This window comes from Pseudonocardia nantongensis, from assembly GCF_046546495.1.
Taxonomy (GTDB): Bacteria; Actinomycetota; Actinomycetes; order Mycobacteriales; family Pseudonocardiaceae; genus Pseudonocardia; species Pseudonocardia nantongensis.
The window spans coordinates 54,344-75,100 of the sequence record NZ_JBKGXT010000010.1; the positions used below are offsets into that span (position 1 = coordinate 54,344).

Consider the following 20,757-nt stretch of genomic DNA (forward strand, 5'->3'; position numbering starts at 1 on the left):
GAGTCACCAGCGCCGCGCACGACACCCGGCAGCGGGTGGCACGACATATGAACAATTGCTCAACTGCTGGATTCGGCTGAGATCGCGGCTACGTTGAGTACGTGCGTCGATCGCTGCTGCTCCTGCTCGTCCTGGCCCTGGCCGCCGGCTGCTCGGCCGGTCCGGTGGCGGCGCCGCAGGGGAGCGGGCCGGCGCCCGCGGCGCACGCCCTGCGCAACTGCGGGGTCGACGTACCGGTCGAGCGCCCGCAGCGGATCGTCGCGATGTTCCACAACGCCGTCGAGGCGGTGCTGGCGCTCGGTGCGGGGGACCGGCTGGTCGGTGCGGGCTACCTGGACAACCCGCTGCTGCCGGAGTACGCGGCGGACTTCGACCCGGCGGCACGGCAGCCGGTCTACTGGCCGGAGGAGTACCCGTCCCGCGAGGAGGCGCTCCGGCTCGCCCCGGATCTCGTCGTCGGCGGGTTCACCGGGACCTTCACCCGGGAGGGCCTCGGCACCCGGGCCGAGCTGGCCCGTGCCGGGATGGACACCTACCTCTTCACCCAGTACTGCCCGACGGTCGACGGCGGCACCCAGGCCGCCGACCTGGCCGCGAACGACGTCAGCCTGGAGTCGGTGCAGCGCGATCTCACCGACCTCGGGCGGTTGCTCGGCGCCGAGGAGCGCGCCGCGCAGATGACCGCACGGATGCGCGCCACCCTCGACGACGTCGCGGACCAGCTCGGCGGGGTCACCGAGCGCCCGCGGGTGGCCATGCTCAACGCCCCGTCCGGAGCAGGCGAGCTGCGGGTGTTCGGTACGGGGGACGTCGCGACGACGATCATCGAGGCGGCCGGCGGGCAGCAGGCGTTCCCGGAGATCGCCGGGCGGCAGCGCACCGTGAGCGCCGAGGGCCTGATCCTCGCCCGCCCGGACGTGATCGTCGTCCCGGCCTGCTGCGGCGTGGACAAGGGGCCGGAGGCGGCCGAGCCGCTGGTCGCGCAGCTGCGGGCGGATCCGGCGCTGGCGCAGGTCCCCGCGGTGCGGGACGGGAGGGTGTTCACGACGACGTTCGCGGAGGTCAGCCCGGGCATCCGGAACGCCGACGCGGTCGCGACGCTGGCCCGGCGGCTGCACCCGGAGCAGTTCGCCGACCGATCCGGCTGATCGCCGGCCACCGGGACGGCGGCCGGAGGGGCTGCCGTGCGGATCCGTCCGGCGCCGTTGCCGGACGGACGTCGAGGAGGTTATCGCCGAGTCACCGCCGAGTACAGACCTCGTGAACGATCTATGCCGGCGGTGCGGTCGACGGCTCCGGTAGCCGCGGCCGGCCCGGGCGCAGCCCGTCGAGCAGCAGCGCCAGGTAACGACGTTGGTCGGCGGCGGGGTCGGGTCCGTCGTCGTCCGAGGTGCTGACCGCCATCGCCATCACCAGCACCGCGGACAGGTCACGGGTGGTCAGCTCGTCGCGCACCACGCCGGCCTCGCGGGCCCGGTCCAGCAGCCGGGCGAGAACGCGGCCGTAGCGCTGCACCGACTCGACGTCGTAGGCCCCGGACTCCCGGGCCAGCCGCAGCAGCGTCCGCCGGCCGACGATCGCCTCGACCGCACGGGTCAGCGACCCGGTCAGGTCGGCCCACGGGTCGCCGTCACCGGCCGCCGCGGTGGGCTCGACCTCGGCGGTGAAGACGTCCTCGAGCACCGCGCGGATCAGCTGGTCGCGGGTCCGGAACCGGCGGTACAGGGTCGCCACCCCGACGCCGGCCCGGCGGGCGATCTCGTCAAGCGCCACGTCGGCGCCGTCGCTCTCGAACGCCGCGGCGGCCGCGTCGACGATCCGGCGGTGGTTGCGCGCGGCGTCCGCGCGCAACGGCCGCGCGGGCCCGGCCCCGGTCGTACTCATCGGAGCACGGTAACGGTCACCAGGTCACGGGCAGTGTGTGCATCCCGTAGACGAAGTGGTAGGCGCGGAACGCCGACGCCGGCACCTCGCCGGCCGGAGCCAGCGTCGGGAACCGGCGCAGCAGCGCCGGGAACGCGGTCGTCATCTCCATCCGGGCCAGCGGCGCGCCCAGGCAGTGGTGCACGCCGTGCCCGAACGCGACGTGCCCGGGAACCCCGCGCCGGACGTCGAGCCGTTCGGGGGCGTCGACGCCGGAGGCGGGGTCGCGGTTGGCCGACGGCAGCGAGCAGATCACCACCGAGTCCTTCGGGATCGCGGTGCCGCGCAGCGCGGTGTCGGCGGTGGTCACCCGGGCCACCCCGGAGTGCACGATGCTCAGCCAGCGCAGCAGCTCCTCGACGGCGGGCCGGGCCAGCTCCGGGTCGGCGCGGATCGCGTCGGCCTGCTCCGGGTTCTCCATCAGCGCGAGGGTGCCCAGTCCCAGCATGTTCGACGTCGTCTCGTGCCCGGCGATGAGCAGCAGCCCGGCGATGCCGGTGAGCTCGTCGTGGGTGAGGTCGTCGCCGTGCTCGCGGACCAGCATCCCGAGGATGTCCTCGCCCGGGTCGGCCTGCGCGCCGTCCACCAGCCGGGACATGTACTCCCGGCTCTCCCGGGACACCGCGAGCCGCTCCTGCTGCGGCAGCGACAGGTCGAGCAGCCGCGAGGAGCGGGCCTGGAACTCGGCCCGGTCGGCGTAGGGCACCCCGAGCAGCTCGCAGATCACCAGCGACGGGACCGGCAGCGCGAACTCGGCCACCAGGTCGGCACCCGGACCGGCCTTCTCCAGGGCGTCCAGATGGTCGTCGACGATCTCCACGATCCGGGGTTCCAGCCGGGCCATCCGGCGCTGGGTGAACTCGCGGGTCAGCATCCGGCGCAACCGGCTGTGCTCCGGCGGGTCCTGCGCGAGCAGGTTCCCGGCCCGCGCCCGCTCGATCTCCTCCTCGGAGGGCTGCGGGCCGCCCGGGCGGCGCAGCGCGATGCCCGCCGCGTTGGAGTAGGTGGTGGCGTCGCCGAGCACCTCGCGGACGTCGTCGTAGCGGGTGACCAGGAACGCGTCGGTCCCGAACGCCGTGCGGACCAGCGGGATCTCGTCCGCGGTGCGGAGCTCGGCCAGCTCCGGGGCCGGGGTGAACCGGTCGCGGCGCATGTGCAGCGGCAGCGTGTCGGGGCGGACCGGGGAGTCGGTCATGGGAGAGGTCCTCCGGCTGGGCGTGAGTGGTGGACCCCCGACCGTACCCGCCGAATCGATAGGCCGCTGTCGGTTAGGGGCGGAGTGCCCGGTTCCGGGGCGGAGGTCCGCTTCGGCCGGGCCGCGGCCGCGCGGCAGGATCGGCGGATGCGACTCGCACTCCGGGTGCTGCCCACCGCCGACCTCGGCCCGAGCGGCCTGCGCGGCCTGCGCGGTCTGCTGGAGGCCGCCTTCACCGACGGCTACGACGACGGGTCCTGGGACCACGCGCTCGGCGGCCTGCACGTGCTCGCCGGGCCGCCGGAGGCCCCGGTCGGACACGCCGCGGTGGTCCTGCGGCGGGTGCTGCACGGCGGGGTCGCGCTGCGCACCGGCTACGTGGAGTCGGTCGCGGTGCACCCGGACCGGCAGCGGCACGGGCTGGGCGCCGCGCTGATGGCCGAGGTCGAGCGGCTGATCCGGGGTGGCTACCAGATCGGCGCGCTGGGAGCCGCGGACCGCGCGGCCGCGCTGTACCGGCGTCGGGGCTGGCAGGTCTGGACCGGTCCGCTGGGCGGGCTCACCCCGGACGGCGTCGTCCCCACACCGGACGAGCGTGGGGCGGTGCACGTGCTGCCGGTCGGCATCGACCTGGACCCGTCGACGCCGCTGGTGTGCGACTGGCGGGACGGCGAGCTGTGGTGAGCGCGGCGACCGCCGGCGCCCGTCGCGCGAGTGACCCCGCAGGTTCACCCGGACGTCAGGTGGGGCTCGGGTCCCGGCCATCCCGGGGGACTGGGCTTCGGGCGTGCAGCTGGCCGTCCTGGATCTCGCGGGTACCACCATGGCCGACGACGGTCTGGTGCTCGAGGCGATGCGTGCCGGCCTGCGCGCCTGCCGGGTCCGGGTCGACGGCCCCTGCTACCCGGCGCTGGACCGGCAGGCCCGCGCCACGATGGACCGCTCCACGCTCACCGTGTTCGGCGAGCTGCTCGACGGGGACATGTACCGGGCCCGCCGCGGGCACGCCGCGTTCACCGAGTTCCTCACCGCCGCCGCGGACGACGGCCGGGTCCGGCCGGTGCCCGGCGCCCCCGCCGCCCTCGACGCGCTGCGGGACGCCGGCGTCCCGGTGGCGCTGATCTGTGGTTTCGCCCCGGCCCTGCGGGACCGGCTGGTCGTCGCGCTGGGGTTCGGCGCCCGCGCCGACATGGTGCTGTGCCCGGCCGAGGTCGGCGGCCGGGGCCTGCCCGACCCGGACCTGGTGCACGCCGCGCTCCGCCGGTCCGGCGCCGAACCCGCGCAGGCCGCGGTGGCCGGGGACGCCACGGCCGGCATCGACGCCGCCGTGCGGTCCGGGGCCGGGCTCGCGGTCGGGGTGCGCGGGGGAGCGCACGGCGAGCCGCGGCTGCGCGCGGCCGGCGCCGACGCCGTCATCGACTCGGTGGCCGACCTGCCGGCGCTGCTCGGCCTGCCCGGCTAGCTCCCGATCTCCGCCCGACACCCGCTGTGGTGCCGTTGACCATGACCGACAGCCGCCGGCCCGGGTACCGTCCCCGGGTGATCATGCCGCGGTGACCGCGCCGTGGCGAGCGCCGAGGAGGGGCCCGTGCAGAGACGCACCGTGCGGATCGCCGACGAGGTGGCCGGGGCCCTGGCGGCCGGTCGACCGGTGCTGGCCTGCGAGTCCACGATCGCCACGCACGGGCTGCCGCGACCACGGAACCTGCAGGTCGCGCTGGACGCCGAGGCGCTGGTGCGGGACCACGGCGCGGTCCCGGCGACGATCGGGGTGCTCGACGGCGAGGTCGTCGTCGGGTTGTCGGAGGGCGAGCTGGAGCGCCTCGCGGGCAGCGACGGTGTGCACAAGCTCAGCGCGCGGGACCTGCCGGTCGCCGCCGCCACCGGCGCCAGTGGCGGGACGACGGTGGCCGCCACCGCGCACCTCGCGCACCGGGCCGGGATCCGGGTGTTCGCCACCGGTGGGCTCGGCGGGGTGCACCGCGGCGCCGCGCGCACCTTCGACGAGTCCGCGGACCTGCCCGCGCTGGCCCGGCTGCCGGTCGTGGTCGTCAGCGCCGGGGTGAAGTCGGTGCTCGACGTGCCCGCCACCCTGGAACGGCTGGAGACGCTCGGCGTCGCCGTCGCCGGGTACCGCACGCACGCATTCCCCGGCTTCTACGTCGCCGACTCCGGGCACCGGGTCACCCAGTGCCTGGAGTCCCCCGAGCAGGTCGCGGCGGCCTGGCGGGCCGCCCGCGACCTCGGCCTGGACGCGGCGCTGCTGGTCGCGAACCCGGTGCCCGGACGCGACCAGCTGCCCCCGGCCGAGCACGACGCGGCGCTGGCATCGGCGCTCGCCGCGCTGGAGACCGCCGGCATCACCGGTGCGGCGGTGACGCCGTTCCTGCTGCAGCACGTCCGGGACACCACCGGCGACCGCAGCCTGGAGGTCAACGTCGCGGTGTACCGCAACAACATGGACCTCGGCGCCCGGATCGCAGGCGCGCTCGCAGGCCCCGGGTGACCGCCGTGCTCGCAGTGCTCGGCGACCTCGTCGAGGACGTCGTGGTCTGGCCGGGCGGCCCTGTCGAGCCCGGCACCGATACCGCGGCCCGGGTGTTCCGCCGGCGCGGGGGCAGCGCCGCCAACGTCGCCGCGGCCGCCGCCGCGCTCGGTGCCCCGGTGCGGTTCCTCGGCCGGGTCGGTGCCGACGCCGCGGGGACCGCGCTGGCCGACGGGCTGGCCGGGCTCGGCGTCGACGTGCGGGTGCAGCGGGCCGGGACGACCGGATGCGTGGTCGTCCTGGTCGACGCCGACGGCGAGCGCACCATGCTCCCCGACCGGGGCGCGGCGGCCGAGCTGGCCGATCCGGACCCCGGCTGGCCGGACGGGGTGACGCTGCTGCACCTGCCGGTCTACTCGCTGCTCGACGAGCCGTGCGCGGGAGCGGCCCGCGCGCTCGCCGCCCGGGTCCGCGACGCCGGCGGTGCGGTGTCGGTGGACGCCGCGTCCGCCGGGTCGCTGCGCGCCCACGGCCCGGCCCGCTTCCTCGACGACCTGGCCGCGCTCGGCCCGGCACACCTGCTCGCGAACCGGGCCGAGGCCGACCTGCTCGGCCTGCCCGGGACGGCGCCGCCGGGCACGGCCGTCGTCGTCAAGGACGGGCCGCGGCCGGCACTGGTGCACCTGCCCGGCGTCGCCCGCCTCGGGCTGCCCGGGGTGCCGGTCGCCCCGGCCCCGGTCGACGGCGTCCGGGACACCACCGGCGCCGGGGACGCGTTCGCCGCCGGCTACCTCACCGCGGTGCACGCCGGTGCCGACCCGCTGGTCGCCGTCGCCCGCGGGCACGCCTGCGCCGCCCGGGTGCTGTGCGGCCCCGGCGCCGCCGGGGCGTGAGCCCGGAGCGGCTACAGCCCGAACACCGACCGCGCGGTCTCGCCCAGGATGTTGCGCTTGGCGTCGTCGTCCAGGAACGGCAGCCGGGCGATCCGGCCCGGCACGTCGAAGTCCCAGTGCGGCCAGTCCGACGAGTACATCAGCGTGTTCGGGGCGTCGATCGCCCGCAACGTCGACTCCAGCAACGCGTCGTCGGTCCACTCCATCGGCTGCGAGGTGTAGTACATCTCGCGCATGTAGTGCGACGGCGGCTTCGTCAGCAGCGGCGCGTCCGACTGGCGCATGTAGTACTCGTGGTCCAGGCGCTGCATCATGAACGGCACCCAGGCCAGGCCGGACTCGATCCAGATCGTCTTCAGGCCGGGGAAGCGCTCCGGGATCCCGTTGATCACCCAGTTCGTCAGGTGCGTCATGTTGCAGGTCACGAAGCTCATCGCGTGCGCCGAGAGGAACTTGTTCATCGTCGAGGTCATCGTGTCGGCCTGGTTCGGGCCCGCATGGAACCCGATCGGCAGGCCCCGACGCTCCAGCTCGGCGTAGACCGGCATGTAGGCGTTGCGGTGCACCCCGGCGTGCCGCTGGCTGGTGACCAGGAAGCCGATCACCCCCGGGTGGTCGGCGAACTCCTCGATCGTGGCCAGGCAGGCGTCCGGGTTCTCGAACGGCAGCCCGAGCATTGTCCGGATCCGCGGTTCGTGGGGCAGCACCTGCTCGGTGAACCAACGGTTGTAGGCCTGCAGCAGCGCCGTCGCGACCTCGGGCTGCGGGTGCAGCCCGGTCTCCAGCATCGGCTGCGGGAACACCACCTGCAGGTCGATGCTCATCGCATCCATCGCGCGGCGGACCAGCTCGGCGTCGCGCTCCCCACCGGAGGCCGCTCCGGGGGTCTCCTCGGCCAGCGCCGCCTGGTGCGGGATCCGGCCCGAGACGTCCTGCATGGTCAGCCCCGGCGGGTGGTTGTGCAGGGCCAGGCGGGAGGCGTTGGGCCAGTTCCGCATCATCTGCGACGCGGTGTCCTTGAGCACCGGGGACTCCAGGTACTCCAGGATCTCCGGCCACGAGTCGAGCTCGACGTGGTGCGAGTCGACGTCGACGACGAAGTAGTCCTGCAGGTTGTAGCGCTCGGTGTCGCGGGCCGCGTTGGCCAGGATCTCCCGGCTGTCGGTGTGGGTGGTGATCTCCTGGGTGGCCGGGCGGCGGACGGCCGGGTCGGTGCGGGGCTCGGTGGCGGTCATGAGTCACTCCTCATCGCATCACTGCGCGAGAACCAGAGGGCCAGGTCGAACGGGTTCAGGTCGTGCGCGCGGAGCACGGCCGTGGCCAGCACGACGGCGTCGGTCGGGGTCAGATCGCCGGCGGCGGGCGGCTCGGCGCCCTCCTCGGCGGCGACGGTGTAGCCGCGGGCCGCGGCGGCGACCAGGGCGCGGGCTGTGCTCCGGTCCAGCGCGGCGATCGCGCCGTCGCCGAGCCCGGCGTCGATCTCGGCAGCCAGCTCGGCGACCAGGCCGTCGATCCGGCGGGCCCGCGCGCGGTGTGCCGGGATCTCAGAGGTGGACACGGACGCGCCCCCCGCTCTCGCTGACCTCGAACGCGCGCAGCGCGAAGTCCGGGCGGCCCGGGTGGGCGCCGGTCGTCACGTCGTACTCGAAGCCGTGCCAGGGGCAGACGATGTGCATGGTGTCCGGGTCGAAGACCAGCCCACGGCTGGCCTTGCGGTCGTCGAGGTCCTCGCGGACGCGGGAGACGATCCGGCCCTGGCAGGCGGGTCCGCCCTGATGGGCGCAGCGGTTCTCGTAGGCCCGCAGCTCGCCGCGGAACCGGAAGATCCCGGCCGTGCGCGGGGGAGTGGTGCCGATCTCGACGATCAGCCGGCCGCGCTCGGGGATCTCCTCCGAGCCGGCGACGTCGACGGCACGTGTGGTGGGTTCGGCTGTCACGCGCCCCAGAGTGAGCGCCGTCCCAACCTCTGTAAAGTTCACGTATATCGTGTAGTTCGTGAGCTCACCCGAGGAAGCTCCGCCGTTCACCCTGCGCCAGCTGTCGTACCTCGTCGCGGTGGCCGAGGCCGGCACGTTCACGGCGGCCGCGGAGCGGCTGCACGTCTCGGCGTCCGCGCTGTCGCTGGCCCTCGACGAGCTGGAGCGCGCCCTCGGCGTCCAGCTCACGGTGCGCCGCCGCGCGCACGGGGTACGGCTGACCGCGGCCGGGGCCGACACCCTGCGCCGGGCCCGGCACCTGCTCCGCGACGCCGGCGAGCTGGTCGGGGACGCCGGCGGCGGCTCCGGAGTCGCGGGCACCGTGCAGCTCGGCTGCTTCCCGACGCTCGCGCCCGCGGTGCTGCCCGGCCTCCTGACCCGGTTCGCCGCGGCCCACCCGCGGGCCCGGGTGGACTTCGCCGAGGCCGACCAGGACGTCCTGACCCGACGGTTGCGCGACGGTGAGCTGGACCTGGCGCTGCTCTACGACCACGACCTCGACCCGGCGCTGGCCACCCGCCGGATCACCTCGAACACGCCGTACCTGCTGCTGCCCGGCTCGCACCGGCTGGCCGGGCGGGGGCCGGTGCGCCTGCGCGCGCTCGCCGACGAGCCGATGGTGCTGTTCGACCTGCCCCCGGCGTCGGCGCACCTGACGACGGTGCTGCGTGCGGCCGGGGTGGCCCCGTGGGTGGCGCACCGCACGACGTCGGTCGAACTCGCCCGCGCGCTGGTCGGCGCGGGGCTGGGCTGGACCGTGCTGGCCCAGCGGGCTCCGTCCGGCGGCACCGCGGCCGCACAGGTCGGGGCGGTCGTCGAGGTGGCGCTGGCCGACGACCCGCCGCCGCTGGAGGTCGTGCTGGCGACGGCCCGCGCCGTCGCTCCCGGGCCGGCGGCCCGGGCGTTCGCCGAGGTCGCCCACGATCGCTGACGGGGTGCCCGGCATCCGAGGATCGTCCGGGGACGGGCGGGCGGTCGGCGTCAGACCACCGGGGTGAGGGTGCGCAGCGCCTGCGAGCCGCGGACGGCCGCGGTCAGGTCGGCCAGCGCCCGCCCGTGCGATGCGGCCAGTTCGGTCGAGTCCGCGGTGAGGGTGTTGCGGTCTTCGTACCCGGAGTGGTCCAGGTAGAGCCCGGGGGAGAGCACCTGGACGGCGAAGAACCCGGCCAGCACCGAGCGCAGCTCGTTCTGGGCCAGGAAGTGGTGCCCGCTCGCACCGGTGAGCACGGTCGCGGCCACCTTGCCCTGCAGTGGGGCGGTCTTCTCGCCCCACTTGCCGCGCTCGGTGGCCTCCAGCAGCGCCTTCAGCGACGCCGTGTGGCTCGCCCGGTAGACGGGGCTGCCGAACACGACGGCGTCGGCCTCGGCGAACGCGGCGGTGACCTCCTCGTGCGTGCTCTGCGACAGCTCGATCAGGCGGGTGTCGGCTCCGGTTCCGGCCAGCACCCCGGCCACGGCGGCCGCGGTGCGGCCACCCGGCTCCGGTCCCGCGACGACGCCGAGGACGGTCTGACTCATGTGGACTCCCGGGGGGTGAGGTGGTAACCGCCGCGGAAGAACAGCAGCGGTAGTCGGTCGGTGTCGGCGCCCAGCGCCTCGACCCGCGCGGCGACGATCGTGTGGTCCCCGCCGTCGTGCTCGGCCCACAGCGTGCAGTCGATCCAGGCCCCGACGCCGTCCAGCACCGGCGCCCCGGACGGCGCGGATGTCCAGTCGACGCCGGCGAACTTGTCGACGCCGGAGCGGGCGAACCCCGCGCTGTGATGCTCGTGGTCGGCGGCGAGCACGTTCACGCAGAACGAGCCGATCTCCCGGATCCGTGGCCAGGTCGAGGAGCTGCGCGCGGGGGAGAAACTGACCAGCGGCGGGTCCAGCGACAGCGACGAGAACGACTGGCAGGTGAAGCCGAGCGGGCCGTCCGGGCCCTGCGCGGTCACCACCACGACCCCGGAGGCGAAGGCGCCGAGGGTGTCGCGGAGCGACTCGGGTGTGACCGGGCCGGGGGTGGCGTCGGCGCGGGCGGCGGATCCGGACATGACTCGACCCTATGCAACACGGCGGGCCCCGGCCAATGATCACCGGTGCTGTCCCGCCCACCGGGAAACCGGACTCCGCAAAACCCGGCCGCGCGGGCCGCACCGGTCGGTGATCCGGCCGGCACCCGGGCGGGTCGCGCTCCGCGCCCGGGTGCCGACCGGGTACAACCTCCGGTGCCCGACGCGAGCCCCGAACTCGTGGGGAGCCCCGGGGTCCGCACACGGCCGTGTGCGTGCGTGCGGGGGTGTGTGAGCCGGTCAGCTGGCGTAGGCGCGCAGCTTGTCGGCGCGCTCGCCGACCCGCAGCTTCGCCATGACCTCGCGCTCGATCTGCCGCACCCGCTCGCGGGACAGCTTGAACGCGCGACCGATCTGGTCCAGCGTGTGCGGCTGGCCGTCGTCCAGGCCGAACCGCATCCGGATCACCGCCTGCTCCCGGTCCTCCAGGGTGGCCAACACCCGGCGGAGGTCGTCGTGCAGCAGGTGCGAGATCACCGTGTTCTCCGCGTCGGTGGCCTCGGCGTCCTCGATGAAGTCGCCGAGCGGCGCCTCCTCCTCGGACCCGACCGGCATGTCCAGGCTCACCGGGTCACGCGCGTGGTCCAGCAGGTCGGCGATCTTGTGCTCCGGGATGCCGGACTCGGCGGCCAGCTCGGCGTCACTGGGTTCGCGGCCCTGCCGCTGGTGCATGTCCCGCTTGACCCGGGCCAGCTTGTTCACCTGCTCCACCAGGTGCACGGGCAGCCGGATGGTGCGGGCCTGGTCGGCCATCCCGCGGGTGATCGCCTGCCGGATCCACCAGGTCGCGTAGGTGGAGAACTTGAAGCCCTTGGTGTAGTCGAACTTCTCGACCGCGCGGATCAGACCGAGGTTGCCCTCCTGGATCAGGTCGAGCAGCGGCATCCCGCGCCCGGTGTAGCGCTTGGCCAGGCTGACCACCAGGCGGAGGTTGGCCTCCAGCAGGTGGTTCTTGGCCCGCGCCCCGTCCCGCACGACCGCGCGCAGGTCACGGCGGTACTGCAGGTCCATCGACTCCAGCGTGCCCTCGGCCGCGGCGCTGTCCAACCGGTGCTGGGCGAAGACGCCGGCCTCGACCCGCTTGGCGAGGTCGACCTCCTGTGCCGCGCTCAGCAGTGCGGTCTTGCCGATGCCGTTGAGGTACACGCGCACCAGGTCGGCCGCCGGGCTCTGCGCGTCGAGATCCTCGGCCACGGCGGCGGCGGCACCGGGTACGGTGGCCTGGAGCGTGTCGTCGGTGCGGGCCGGCTCCGCGCTCGCCGCCGTCGCCGCGGTGGCGGCTCCGGAACGGGAACGCTTCGAGGCGGCCTTCGCGGGCGCAGCGGGAGCCTCGGTGGTGAGGCGGGGGCCGGGAACGGCCGGGGTCGCGGCCGTGTCCAGGACCGGAGCGGTCGTGGTCACCGTCATGTGTATTTCCTCCCCTGCTCGGGCGCGACGTGTCGGCGGGACAGGCCAGGGATGGCTGCACGTCGCATCGCCCTACACCGGGGTCAACGCACGAGGGAGGGCGATCGTTCCCGCGACGCGGCCCCGACCGCGGGAAATCCGCGGCCGGGGCCCATGACGTCGATCACAGATCGTTGCGCGACGGTCGCGCGTGCCCGGTCAGGGGGCGGGGACCCGCGGGGTGTTCCGCGGGTCGGCCACCGCCCGGGCGCTGCTGCGCCGCCGGGACGCCTTGCCCGTCGCCGCGGCGTCCCGCCTCGTGCCCGGCAGCGAGTGCGCGTACACGGTCTCCATCAGCACCGGCCAGTCGTGGCGCAGCGCGTCCCGCCCCATGAACAGGCCCAGGTGTCCCGCCGAGGCGGTGCGGTAGGTGACGTCCCTGGCCGGGGTGGAGACCTTCTCCGCGGCCGCGAACAGCTGCGGGGGCGGGGTGATGTGGTCGGTCGAGCCGGCCAGCAGCAGCAGCGGGCAGTCGATCGCGGCCATGTCGACCCGCTCGCCGTCGACCGTGAGCGTGCCCTCGATCAGCCGGTTGCGCCAGAACAGGTTCTCCACCAGCCACAGGTAGAACGCGCCCGGGATGTCCTGGGTGTACTTGAACCAGTCCTCGAACACCCGGTAGCGCTCGACGTGCGTGGGGTCGTCGATGTTCTCCAGCAGCTGCAGCTGGCGGGACACCTCGGACTGCGGCTGGATCGAGATGAAGTTCGACAGCACCGCCGAGCCCGGCATGTTGCCGCCGCCCGCGGCGACCAGCGCCTTGTACGGGGCCATCCCCATCGAGCCGGCCATCAGCTTGGTGGACGCCGAGATGATCGACTCGCCGGCGTGGAAGTCGATCGGGGCCCCGGCCAGGGTGAGGGTGTTGACCCGCTCCGGGTGCAGCGCGGCGTAGATCGTGGCCAGCCAGCCGCCCTGGCAGTCGCCGACCAGGTTGGCCTTCCCGCCCATCCGGCGGATCGACCGGTCGATCACCTCGAGGTAGTCGGTGATCGTGACGTTCTTCGTCGCGGTGGTCGCCGGGCGCCAGTCCAGGGTGTAGAGCCGGGTCAGTCCGGCCGCCCGGATCATCGCCAGCTGGCTCTGCTGCGGCGAGTAGTCGACGACGGTCGAGGAGTGCCCGGCCTGCGGTGGCAGCACCAGGGTGGGGACGACGTCGTCGTCGCGGTCCTCGGGCCGGGTGAAGTCGCGCAGCGACGCGAACGGGGTGGACAGCGCCACCTCGTTGGCCAGGTGCCAGGTCGGCTCGCTGCGGTCGGCCATCGTCGAGAGCCACAGCAGCGACCGGCGCGCGGCGTCGCCGGGCTTGGCGAGCCGTTGCACGGCGTCGATCCAGTAGGCCCCGGTGGCGCGCCCGACCTCGGTGACCACCTTGGCGAGGTTCGTCGCGTTGTAGGAGAGCAGGTAGCGCAGCGGGTCCGGTGCGGTGCTCCCGGACCTCGTCGCGGCGGCCGTGTCCCGGTCCTCGGGCAACACGCGCGGACCGCGCTCCCTGGCGGGGGCACTCGTCTGGCTGGTCGCGGTGCTCATGGGCCTCTCCCATCGACTCTGATGACCGGGGGCCTCCACCCGGGTTACCGAACGGTAAAGGGCGTTCGAGATCCCAAGCAACCCGAGACCTACTCGGGAGTAGTGCTTGCTGGATCAAGCGCAGGTGAGGGGGCTCTCACGCGAACCTCGCGATCGGGACTGCCTACCCGTGAGTACGCCGTCACCATGGGTGGCATCCCTTTCGGGCCCTCGTCCGGGCCCGCGCACCGAGGCACGGACGCCATCCCGGCCGATCGCAGGAGTGAGTCACAGTGACCAGCCAGCCCGCCGCATCCCAGCCCGACACCACCGAGGACACCATCAGCCCCCAGGCCGCCGAGGTGCTGCGCCGGCAGGCGGCCGGGCTCGTCCGGGACCTGCGCGAGCTCGCCGACCCGGAGGGCATCGCGGCGAAGGTCGACCCGGTCGGCTTCGGTGGCGCGCTGGGGGAGGCCGCGAAGTCCCTGACCCGCAGTCCCGGCGCGGTGCTGCGCGCCGGCTTCGGATTCGGCCTCGACTCGGCCAAGGCGGTCGGCGCCGCGGCGAACCGGGCCGTCGGCCGGACCACCACCGGACCGGCGTCGTTGCCCGAGAAGGACAAGCGCTACGCCGACCCGGCCTGGGAGGGCAACGCCTGGTACTACCTGGCCCGCCAGGAGCACGCGCTGCTCGCCGACCGGCTGACCGAGCTGTCGCAGGCGGCGCGGGTGTCGCCGGTGGCGCGCCGGAAGCTGGACTGGCTGGTCGGGCAGACGATCGAGGCGCTGGCCCCGAACAACGCCGTCGTCACCAACCCGGCCTGGCCGAAGAAGATCGTCGACACCGGCGGGCTGAACGTGGTCCGCGGCGCCCGGAACATGCTGCGCGACGCCGTGCAGAACCGCGGGATGCCGCGCCAGACCACTCCCGGCCAGTTCGTCGTCGGCAAGGACCTCGCGGTCACCCCGGGGCAGGTGGTCTTCCGGAACCGGCTGATCGAGCTGATCCAGTACGAGCCGCAGACCGAGAAGGTGCACGAGACACCGCTGCTGATGAGCCCGCCGTGGATCAACAAGTACTACATCATGGATCTCGCACCGGAGAAGTCGCTGGTCGAGTGGGCGGTGCAGCACGGCCACACGGTCTTCATGATGAGCTACCGGAACCCGGACTCCGGCCTCGCCGACGTGACGATGAGCGACTACCTGCGCGAGGGGCCGCTCGCCGCGCTGGACGTCGTCGGTGAGATCACCGGCAAAGACAAGATCAATGTCGCGGGGCTGTGCCTGGGCGGCACGCTGTCCGCGGCCACCGCGGCCTGGCTGCGGGCCAAGGGCGACGACCGGATCAACTCGCTGACCCTGATGAACACGCTGCTCGACTTCACCGGTCCCGGGCAGCTCGGCGTGTTCACCGACGAGCAGACGGTGAGCCGTCTCGAGCGCTCGATGCGTAAGGACGGCTACCTGCCCTCGTCGAGCATGAAGACCACGTTCGACCTGCTGCGGGCCACCGACCTGATGTGGAACTACGTGGTCAACGACTGGATGCTCGGCGAGGACCCGAAGCCGTTCGACATGCTGAGCTGGAACGCCGACTCCACCCGGATGCCGGCCGCGATGCAGACCGAGTACCTGCGCACGCTCTACCTGCAGAACCAGTTCGCCGAGGGCAAGCTGGAGCTGGCAGGGGAGCGGCTCGACCTGGCCGACATCCGGCAGGACACCTACGTGATCACCGCCGAGTCCGACCACATCGCACCGTGGAAGTCCGTCTACACCGGAGCGGCGAAGATCGGCGGCAAGGTCCGCTTCGTGCTCTCGAACTCCGGGCACATCGCGGGCGTGGTGAACCCGCCGTCGCCGAAGTCGCGGCACTGGTACGGCGAGTCCGAGGACCTGCCCGCATCGGCCACCGACTGGCGCGACGACGCCGGCGAGCACAAGGCGTCCTGGTGGGAGGACTGGACGCCGTGGATCGCCGAGCACGCCGGCAAGCAGGTCGCTCCGCCGAAGAAGGTCGGCAGCGACGCCCACCCGCCACTCGAGCCCGCGCCCGGGCGCTACGTGCGCAACGGCTGAGCGCCGCCACGCACCGCCCCGATGATCGACGACGAGCGCCGGGGCGGTGCGCGCGGGGCGCGCCGGGTGCGTGCGTCGCGGGCCCGCAACGGGAACAATGCGCGGCCATGGACCGTGTACCTACCCCGTCCGCGCGCCGGCGCCCGCCGCGCGGACCGCATCGCAGCCGGGTCGCGCCGTGAGCCGGGCGCAGCGGGCCGACGGGGAGCGGCGCAACGGCCGGCCCGCCGGATCGGACGGGGCCAGTGCCGCGTCCGCCGCCGCGACGGGCCCGAACGGGCTGCGCGAGGCCGGCGCGCGCGCCGCCGAGGACGCCTGGAGCGCCCAGGTGAACGCGCTCGGCGGCTTCATCCGCGCGCAGCGCCAGATGGCCAAGCTCTCGCTGCGCGAGATGGCGGCGATGACCAAGGTGTCGAACGCCTATCTCAGCCAGGTCGAGCGCGGGCTGCACCAGCCCTCGCTCAAGGTGCTCCGCTCGATCGCGGACGCGCTGCACCTCAACACCGACCAGATGCTCAGCCGGGCCGGCTGGTCGGCGCGCGACGACGACCCGGTACCGGGCCCTGACGGCCCGGCGGCCGAGTCGGGGCCCGCCGAGTCCGCGGAGCCCGTGGTGCCCTCGGTGGAGGCCGCGATCGCGGTGGACTCCCGGCTGTCCGAGGAGCAGAAGGCGGCCCTGCTGGGCGTCTACCGGAGCTTCGCCGAGCGTGCTTGACATACTTATCGCCGCTGCGTAGTTTTGTGGGCACGACGGAGCGCGAGCCTGCGCCCGCCGCTCTGCAGACACCGAGCAGCACCCCGGAAGGGAGAGTGCGATGACCGCCTCCACCGAGCAGTTCGTCGACATCACCAAGCGTGGCCAGGATCTGGTCACCGAGTCCGTGCGCAGCTGGACCGACGCCGTTCAGGGCTTCGCCGGCCAGTTCGCCGGCGGCAACCGCCCGCAGCTGCCGGACGCCGGCCTGGCCGTCGACCGCGTCTTCGACTTCTACGAGCAGGTTCTGGGCCAGCAGCGCCAGCTGGCCAAGACCGTCGTCGGGGCCGGGCACACGGTCGTCGACCAGTGGACCGAGCAGACCGGCAAGGCCGCCGAGGCCGTGACCGAGCACGCCGCGTGGAACACCGAGAAGGCCGCGGACGGCACCGCCGAGGGCGCCCAGAAGACCGCGCGCGCCACCCGCTCCACCGGCAAGTGACATCCGCGCCGGCCCGACCGGCCGGCGGCGCGATGCCGCGACCCCCCGTCCGGTTCTCCGGGCGGGGGTCGCTCGTGCGTGTGACCGGTGCGACCGGCTGCCGCGCGTCCCGGGGTCGGCCCTGTCGTTACCGGCCGGTCGGGGGAAGCCTGGGCCCATGAGCAGCCCCGCACGACCCCGCCGGATCGCGATCGCCTGCCAGGGCGGGGGCAGTCACACCGCGTTCACGGCCGGTGTCCTGGCCCGGATGCTGCGCAGTGGCGTGTTCGACGACGCCGAGATCGTCGGGCTGTCCGGGACCTCCGGCGGCGCCCTCTGCGCGCTGGTGGCCTGGGACCGGCTGCGGCACGGCGAAGGAGACGGGGAGGGGGACACCGCATCGCACCGCACGGCGGCCGCCGAGGCGCTGGAGGAGTTCTGGGCCGACAACGCCGCGCGCTCGCCGCTGGCCCGGCTGCAGAACGCCGGCCTGGTCTGGGCCGGTGCGCTGCAGGGCCTGGGGCTGCTCCCGGCGAGCACCCCGTACGCGCTCCCGCGCCCGCTCGACGGCAGCAGGCAGTTCCTCGACCTGCTCGCCCGGCACGTCGACCTGCCGACGGCCGCACCGGATCCCGAGGGCCGGGAGCCGCTGCTGCTGCTCGGCGCGGTCGACGTCCTGACCGGCGAGTTCCGCGCGTTCTCCAGCCGCACCGACCGGATCACCGGCGAGGCCGTGCTGGCCTCGGCGGCGATCCCGAACCTGTTCCGCGCCGTGCACGTCGACGGCGGCGCCTACTGGGACGGGCTGTTCTCGCAGAACCCGCCGGTGCGCGACCTGCTCAGCACCGATCCGGACGAGCTCTGGGTGATCCAGATCAACCCGTCCGAGATCGACGCCGAGCCGCGCTCGCTGGTCGAGATCTCGGACCGGCGCAACGCGCTGGCCGGCAACCTCTCGCTGCACCAGGAGCTCGGGTTCATCGAGACCGTCGACCGGCTGCTGGCCGACGGGATGCTGCGTCCCGAGTCCGGGTACCGGCAGGTCACCGTGCGGGTGCTGGAGATGCCGCGGTCGGTGCTCGCCGCCCGGATCATCGGGTCGGCCTCGAAGCTGAACCGCGACGTCCGGTTCCTGGACCACCTGCGGCGCCGGGGTGCGGCGCAGGCCGACCGGTTCCTCGGCGCGCTGGCCTTCGAGCGGGCGGTCCGCGACCGGGACCCGGCGGCGATGCGGGCCGCGATGACCCCGGACGCGCGGCTGTGGTCCACCCGCCCCGTTCCGCGAGCGGGATGCCGCCGGGGTCCCGCTGGCCGAGCACGCCGACGACCTGGTCGACGGCTGGTTCGCGATCGACCCGACCCGCAAGCAGGTCGCCCGGGACGAGGCGACCTGGGCGGTCCGGGTCACCCGGCCCGACGGGACGGAGGCCGAGGGGCGCGCCGAGGCCGTCCTCGCCGGTGACGGCCGGGTCAGCACGCTGTGGCTCGGCCCAGTGCCCGGCTGAGCGTGCCCGGTTGAGCCCGGCCCACGGATCGGAGCCGGACCGGAGCCGGATCGGCAGGGTCAGAACGGGATCAGCGGCACCACCACGAGCCGCAGCAGCAGTACCGCCACGAACACGATCAGGACCGCGAGGTCCAGGCCGACCGCGCCCATCCGGACCGGCTGTACGCGCCGCCGGACCGGCGCGACGACCGGCTCGGTGACGCCGTGGGTGATCCGCTGGGCGGTACTCAGTGCGGTGCCACCGCGCCCGTACCCGGCCACGTCGATCCAGTCGACGATCACCCGGGCGAGCAGCACGACCTGGAACAGCACCAGTACCAGGCCGATCAGGGAAGCGATCACGGTAGGACTCCTCTCCGGTTTCTCCCGATCGTCCCTTCCCGACCTGAGAACCGGATGAGAGACCGCCGGTGCGGATCCGTGTCAGACCTCGACGAGGACGGTGAAGGGGCCGTCGTTGACCGACTCGACGGCCATGGCCGCACCGAACTCGCCGGTCTCGACCCTCGCGCCGCGCCCGCGCAGGGCCGCGACGACCGCGTCCACGACCGGTTCCGCGTCGTCGGGCCGGGCCGCCGCAGACCAGGACGGGCGGCGGCCCTTCCGGGTGTCGCCGTACAGCGTGAACTGGCTGACCACCAGCAGCGGGGCGCCGGTCTCGGCGCAGGACAGCTCGCCGCGCAGCAGCCGCAGCTCGTGCAGCTTGCGGGCCATCGTGCCCACCGCGGCCGGGTCGGCCGTGTCCACCGCGGCCGGGTCGGCGATGTCGTCGCGGTGCACGCCGAGCAGAACCAGCAGCCCGGCCCCGATCTCGCCGGAGACCCGCTGCCCGACGCCGTCGACGTCCTCGATCGTCACCGACGCCCGGCGCACCCGCGCGACCACCGCCCTCACCGGCGGGTCCGCCCGATCAGGGGCGCGGCGCGGGTCATCCGACCGGGCCGGCCGGGGTCGCCGGCGCCGCGATCCCGGTGCCCTGCGGCCACCCGTCGACCGGGATCAGCAGGCCGTGCCGGACGAGCTCGCGGACCGCGGGCAGCGAGGCCGCGGTCAGCGCGTCGGCGGGCCGGTCGTGCGCGAACGACAGCAGCGCGATCAGCTCGGACAGCGGCAGGTCGCCCCGGCAGCCGGCGAGCAGCGCCGCGGCCGGCCCGTCGACCTGGTGCTCCCAGCCGGGGCCGCCCCAGCGGCGCACGGTCGTCGACAGCTCGGCCCAGCCGCCCTCCGGGGCGACCGACGACGCGGTCTCCAGCACCGTCTCCGGGGCGATCAGCAGCCGGGCGCCGAGCAGGTCGTCGTCCCGGGAGTGCGCGCGCAGCCAGTCGATCCGGTCGAGCCAGCCGGTCATCTCCCGGCCGAGGCCCTCGCCGAGCTCGCCGGGCAGGTCCTCGACCACGACGGTCGGCTCGGAGTCGGTGCGGCGCAGCAGCAGGAACCCGAACCCGACGCCCTCGACCCGCTCGGACTCCATCCAGTCCAGCCACGCCCTGGCCTGCTCGCGGGCCGCCGGCGAGGACGGGACCAGCCCGGCGTCGCGCTGCCAGGTCCCGACGTGCATCGCCGGGTCGACCACCTCGCGCTGCAGGATCCAGGCGTCCATCCCGGGCGGCAGCCAGGACCGCACCCGGTCCGGCCAGTCCTCGCCGCGCACGTGCAACCAGGATCCGAGCAGCTGCGCGACACCGCCGTCGGTGAGCAGGCCCGGCAGCTCACCGACCAGGGCCGCGAGCGCGGAGTCGCCGGCCTGCCCGGAGTCCCGGTAGACGTAGTCCACCCGGGGCGGGCCGGGCACGAACGGCGGGTTCGACACGATCTGGTCGAAGCGTTCCCCGGCAACCGGGGAGAACCACGGGCCCTCCCGCAGGTCGGCCTCTACACCGGACAGCGCGCAGGTCAGCCGGGCCAGTGCCAGCGCGCGCGGCGCGACGTCGGTGCCGACCACCCGCAGCGCGTGCCGGGAGGCGTGCAGTGCCTGCACCCCGCAGCCGGTGCCCAGGTCCAGCAGCGAGCCGACCGGGCGGCGCGCGGTGGCCGCGGCCAGCGACAGCGACGCCCCACCGACGCCGGTGACGTGCTCGCGGTCCTGCCTCGAGGCCGGCCCCTCCAGATCGGACACCACCCACCAGTCGGCGCCGGAGGTGCCGTCGTCGCCAGCGCCCTCGCCGTACGGGCGGACGTCCAGCGCCGCCCGGATGCCGTCCGGGGTGCGGCGCAGGATCCGGCCGGTCAGCAGCGGGTCGAGATCACCGAGCGCGGCGGTGACGCCCGGCTCGGGCTCGGTGCCCGCCAGCAGGAACAGCCGGATCAGGGTGCCGAGCTCGCCGCCGTCGGCGCACGCCCGGGCCGCGGGCTCCGGCTCGCCGCGGGTCAGCGCCTCGTGCGCGGATGCCCCGAGCAGCGCGTGCACGCCGTCCGGGGTGAAGTCGGCGTCGCGCAGGCAGCCGCGGACCCGCTGCGCCCGGGTGGGGTCGAGATGGGGGAGCACGGGCCCATTGTCGCGTGCCATCCTTTCC

22 protein-coding genes are annotated in these 20,757 nt (G+C 74.5%); 10 read left to right on the top strand and 12 right to left on the bottom strand.

Features of this window, described 5'->3' with window-relative positions; all coding sequences use genetic code 11:
- The first annotated feature begins 101 nt into the window (after positions 1 to 101).
- Positions 102 to 1,148, top strand: a complete 1,047-nt coding sequence (locus tag ACLFMI_RS12750; RefSeq protein WP_410948029.1) for an ABC transporter substrate-binding protein — start codon at positions 102 to 104, stop codon at positions 1,146 to 1,148.
- A 121-nt stretch (positions 1,149 to 1,269) separates the two neighbouring features.
- On the opposite strand, the gene ACLFMI_RS12755 is transcribed toward ACLFMI_RS12750, so the two are convergent.
- A complete protein-coding gene (locus ACLFMI_RS12755; protein ID WP_410948030.1) occupies positions 1,270 to 1,884 on the bottom strand; it encodes a TetR/AcrR family transcriptional regulator in 615 nt (204 codons plus the stop codon).
- Between the two features lie 16 nt (positions 1,885 to 1,900).
- On the bottom strand, positions 1,901 to 3,118 hold the full coding sequence (locus ACLFMI_RS12760) for a cytochrome P450 (protein WP_410948031.1): 1,218 nt from the start codon (positions 3,116 to 3,118) through the stop codon (positions 1,901 to 1,903).
- A gap of 147 nt (positions 3,119 to 3,265) precedes the next feature.
- Here ACLFMI_RS12760 and ACLFMI_RS12765 point away from each other — a divergent pair, with 147 nt between their 5' ends.
- The 4 genes from ACLFMI_RS12765 to ACLFMI_RS12780 all read left to right on the top strand — a co-directional run bounded on the left by ACLFMI_RS12765 (position 3,266) and on the right by ACLFMI_RS12780 (position 6,496).
- Positions 3,266 to 3,802 carry a GNAT family N-acetyltransferase gene (locus ACLFMI_RS12765; protein WP_410948032.1) on the top strand — a complete coding sequence of 179 codons (537 nt, stop codon included), beginning with the start codon at positions 3,266 to 3,268 and terminating at the stop codon, positions 3,800 to 3,802.
- A 103-nt stretch (positions 3,803 to 3,905) separates the two neighbouring features.
- Positions 3,906 to 4,580, top strand: coding sequence for an HAD family hydrolase (locus tag ACLFMI_RS12770; RefSeq protein WP_410948033.1), 675 nt, complete (start codon positions 3,906 to 3,908; stop codon positions 4,578 to 4,580).
- Between the two features lie 126 nt (positions 4,581 to 4,706).
- Entirely contained in the window at positions 4,707 to 5,624 is a 918-nt protein-coding gene (locus ACLFMI_RS12775) for a pseudouridine-5'-phosphate glycosidase (RefSeq protein WP_410948034.1), read from the top strand.
- Positions 5,625 to 5,629: 5 nt separating this feature from the next.
- Entirely contained in the window at positions 5,630 to 6,496 is an 867-nt protein-coding gene (locus tag ACLFMI_RS12780) for a carbohydrate kinase family protein (protein WP_410948035.1), read from the top strand.
- A gap of 11 nt (positions 6,497 to 6,507) precedes the next feature.
- Here ACLFMI_RS12780 and ACLFMI_RS12785 read toward each other — a convergent pair whose 3' ends face one another.
- The 3 genes from ACLFMI_RS12785 to ACLFMI_RS12795 are packed head-to-tail and all read right to left on the bottom strand — an operon-like array spanning position 6,508 to position 8,433.
- Positions 6,508 to 7,731, bottom strand: a complete 1,224-nt coding sequence (locus ACLFMI_RS12785) for an amidohydrolase family protein (protein WP_410948036.1) — start codon at positions 7,729 to 7,731, stop codon at positions 6,508 to 6,510.
- Positions 7,728 to 8,054: a hypothetical protein gene (locus tag ACLFMI_RS12790; RefSeq protein WP_410948037.1), complete on the bottom strand. Its 327-nt coding sequence runs from the start codon at positions 8,052 to 8,054 to the stop codon at positions 7,728 to 7,730. Before ACLFMI_RS12790 ends, ACLFMI_RS12785 begins: the two co-directional genes overlap by 4 nt.
- The gene (locus tag ACLFMI_RS12795) at positions 8,041 to 8,433 is read right to left on the bottom strand and encodes a Rieske (2Fe-2S) protein (RefSeq protein WP_410948038.1); all 393 of its coding nucleotides are present in this window, start codon (positions 8,431 to 8,433) and stop codon (positions 8,041 to 8,043) included. The genes ACLFMI_RS12790 and ACLFMI_RS12795 overlap by 14 nt, the downstream gene beginning before the upstream one ends.
- Positions 8,434 to 8,491: 58 nt before the next feature.
- Here ACLFMI_RS12795 and ACLFMI_RS12800 point away from each other — a divergent pair, with 58 nt between their 5' ends.
- Positions 8,492 to 9,403, top strand: coding sequence for a LysR substrate-binding domain-containing protein (locus ACLFMI_RS12800; protein WP_410948039.1), 912 nt, complete (start codon positions 8,492 to 8,494; stop codon positions 9,401 to 9,403).
- 50 nt (positions 9,404 to 9,453) lie between these two features.
- On the opposite strand, the gene ACLFMI_RS12805 is transcribed toward ACLFMI_RS12800, so the two are convergent.
- From ACLFMI_RS12805 to ACLFMI_RS12820, 4 genes are all read right to left on the bottom strand, one after another.
- A complete protein-coding gene (locus ACLFMI_RS12805) occupies positions 9,454 to 9,990 on the bottom strand; it encodes an NAD(P)H-dependent oxidoreductase (protein WP_410948040.1) in 537 nt (178 codons plus the stop codon).
- Complete coding sequence (locus ACLFMI_RS12810) at positions 9,987 to 10,508, bottom strand: flavin reductase family protein (RefSeq protein ID WP_410948041.1); 522 nt, start codon at positions 10,506 to 10,508, stop codon at positions 9,987 to 9,989. The genes ACLFMI_RS12805 and ACLFMI_RS12810 overlap by 4 nt, the downstream gene beginning before the upstream one ends.
- A gap of 258 nt (positions 10,509 to 10,766) precedes the next feature.
- Positions 10,767 to 11,933 (bottom strand): sigma-70 family RNA polymerase sigma factor, encoded by a 1,167-nt coding sequence (locus ACLFMI_RS12815; RefSeq protein ID WP_410948042.1) that lies wholly within the window; start codon positions 11,931 to 11,933, stop codon positions 10,767 to 10,769.
- 198 nt (positions 11,934 to 12,131) lie between these two features.
- The gene (locus tag ACLFMI_RS12820) at positions 12,132 to 13,502 is read right to left on the bottom strand and encodes an alpha/beta fold hydrolase (protein WP_410948043.1); all 1,371 of its coding nucleotides are present in this window, start codon (positions 13,500 to 13,502) and stop codon (positions 12,132 to 12,134) included.
- Positions 13,503 to 13,774: 272 nt separating this feature from the next.
- Between ACLFMI_RS12820 and ACLFMI_RS12825 the strand changes: the two genes are divergently transcribed.
- From ACLFMI_RS12825 to ACLFMI_RS12840, 4 genes are all read left to right on the top strand, one after another.
- Complete coding sequence (locus tag ACLFMI_RS12825; RefSeq protein WP_410948044.1) at positions 13,775 to 15,562, top strand: PHA/PHB synthase family protein; 1,788 nt, start codon at positions 13,775 to 13,777, stop codon at positions 15,560 to 15,562.
- A 178-nt stretch (positions 15,563 to 15,740) separates the two neighbouring features.
- Positions 15,741 to 16,277 (top strand): helix-turn-helix domain-containing protein, encoded by a 537-nt coding sequence (locus ACLFMI_RS12830; RefSeq protein WP_410948045.1) that lies wholly within the window; start codon positions 15,741 to 15,743, stop codon positions 16,275 to 16,277.
- 100 nt (positions 16,278 to 16,377) lie between these two features.
- Positions 16,378 to 16,758, top strand: coding sequence for a hypothetical protein (locus ACLFMI_RS12835; RefSeq protein ID WP_410948046.1), 381 nt, complete (start codon positions 16,378 to 16,380; stop codon positions 16,756 to 16,758).
- Between the two features lie 157 nt (positions 16,759 to 16,915).
- Entirely contained in the window at positions 16,916 to 18,199 is a 1,284-nt protein-coding gene (locus tag ACLFMI_RS12840) for a patatin-like phospholipase family protein (RefSeq protein ID WP_410948047.1), read from the top strand.
- A gap of 102 nt (positions 18,200 to 18,301) precedes the next feature.
- Here the strand turns inward: ACLFMI_RS12840 and ACLFMI_RS12845 are convergent, their stop codons facing one another.
- From ACLFMI_RS12845 to ACLFMI_RS12855, 3 genes are all read right to left on the bottom strand, one after another.
- Entirely contained in the window at positions 18,302 to 18,586 is a 285-nt protein-coding gene (locus ACLFMI_RS12845) for a YggT family protein (protein WP_410948048.1), read from the bottom strand.
- Between the two features lie 81 nt (positions 18,587 to 18,667).
- Positions 18,668 to 19,138, bottom strand: coding sequence for a D-aminoacyl-tRNA deacylase (dtd, locus tag ACLFMI_RS12850; RefSeq protein ID WP_410948049.1), 471 nt, complete (start codon positions 19,136 to 19,138; stop codon positions 18,668 to 18,670).
- A gap of 34 nt (positions 19,139 to 19,172) precedes the next feature.
- Positions 19,173 to 20,750: a DUF7782 domain-containing protein gene (locus tag ACLFMI_RS12855; protein ID WP_410948050.1), complete on the bottom strand. Its 1,578-nt coding sequence runs from the start codon at positions 20,748 to 20,750 to the stop codon at positions 19,173 to 19,175.
- Between the last annotated feature and the right edge of the window lie 7 nt (positions 20,751 to 20,757).